Origin of the sequence: Paenibacillus sp. OT2-17 (genome assembly GCF_009827695.1) — a bacterium.
Classification (GTDB): domain Bacteria; phylum Bacillota; class Bacilli; order Paenibacillales; family Paenibacillaceae; genus Paenibacillus; species Paenibacillus polymyxa_B.
The window spans coordinates 1-1,366 of sequence record NZ_WUDQ01000780.1; the positions used below are offsets into that span (position 1 = coordinate 1).

At 41.2% G+C, this 1,366-nt stretch carries 2 protein-coding genes; one reads left to right on the forward strand and one right to left on the reverse strand.

Going from position 1 to position 1,366, the window contains the following annotated elements; all coding sequences use genetic code 11:
* Positions 1–358: mannonate dehydratase (locus GRP75_RS27055; RefSeq protein WP_202404341.1), on the reverse strand; the 358-nt coding region annotated here is incomplete at its 3' end.
* 160 nt (positions 359–518) lie between these two features.
* Here GRP75_RS27055 and GRP75_RS27060 point away from each other — a divergent pair.
* Positions 519–1,172 (forward strand): GntR family transcriptional regulator, encoded by a 654-nt coding sequence (locus tag GRP75_RS27060; protein ID WP_160790900.1) that lies wholly within the window; start codon positions 519–521, stop codon positions 1,170–1,172.
* Positions 1,173–1,366: the final 194 nt, after the last annotated feature.

A 1,366-nucleotide genomic window follows, 5' to 3' on the forward strand; every position in this document is an offset into this window, starting at 1 on the left:
CCTTATACAGTTCCGTTCTTGTCCAGTCAAAGACAGGCATAAAGTTATAGCAAATCACCTTGACTCCCACTTTGGCTAATTTTCGAATGGTGTCGATATAAATGTCAATATATTGATCGCGGGATGGCAGGCCGATTTTGATATCATCGTGGACATTTACACTTTCTACGACCGCCGTACTAAAGCCCTTGCTCGTAATCTGATCAGCTACCTCCTGAATTCGCTCCATTTCCCATACTTCACCGGCTACCTTATCATGTAAAGACCAGACAATGCCCATAACTCCCGGAATTTGCCGGATATGATCCAGTGTAATATTGTCGTTGTTTTCACCATACCATCTCCAGGTCATATTCATAACGATACCCTCCCTGATTGTATTTCGTTTGTCTTGTATACAAGATTGAGTTGATCATAAATTATGGGGTTTGTTCTTGTCAATGATAATTTCAGAGGGGTTCGTCAGCTCAAAATGCTTTATAATATAACTAGATTTATAAAGTAAAGGTAGGAATGATATGTTTACAAAAGAAGAAATCATGCAACTGTTGAAAAAAGATATTTTGTCACTGACCTTAAAGCCGGGTACTCTTCTCAGTGAGACGACCTTGTCAGAACGCTTCCAGCTGTCCAGAACTCCGCTACGCGATGTATTGAAGTGGCTTGCGCTTGAGTCCTACATTGATATTTATCCCAAAAAGGGGAACATTGTGTCCTATATTGATCTAGAGTCCGTTGAACAAATTATTTACTTAAGAAGCGCATTGGAAAAGGAGATTATGAAGGAGCTTTCTTCGCAAATTACATTAAGCGATGTACAGAAGTTGAGTGATATTCTAGACAGACAGAGAGCTGTGATTGAAGAAGATCATGCTACGGATCAATTTCTCAGTCTGGATGATCAGTTTCACCAAACCATGTTCCAATTGGTGGGACGGGGGTTTCTTTGGCAGCTCATTCAGCAGTCGAATGTTCACTATATCAGATATCGCAAGCTGCATATGCTGGAAACAGGGAAGCTGATGGGCATCTGGCATGAGCACCAAGCTATGCTTGAATACATGCTGAATAAGGAAACAACCAAAATGGATGATCTGGTTCATCATCATCTCAGAGAGGGTATCCATTCGCTCGATTTTCTCAGGAAGTTCGCTGATTATATCAAGAAATAAGGCAGCTAGCTCAAATTAACATGTATGAATTTTAAAGTAGTGGGTAATTCATGGAGGCTGTTCTACAAGTTGAATATGTCGGTGATAGAGCGAGTAATAAACGCGAGACTGCAGCAAATTTATGGGCGGAAACGTGCCGGCCTGTGTCATTCCATTTTTGCTCGTGAGCATTGTTATTTACCGTCAGGCGGTGG

Excerpts from the sequence above, each read along its gene's own strand:
- GRP75_RS27060 (WP_160790900.1), top strand. The coding sequence starts at position 519 with ATGTTTACAAAAGAAGAAATCATGCAACTGTTGAAAAAAGATATTTTG.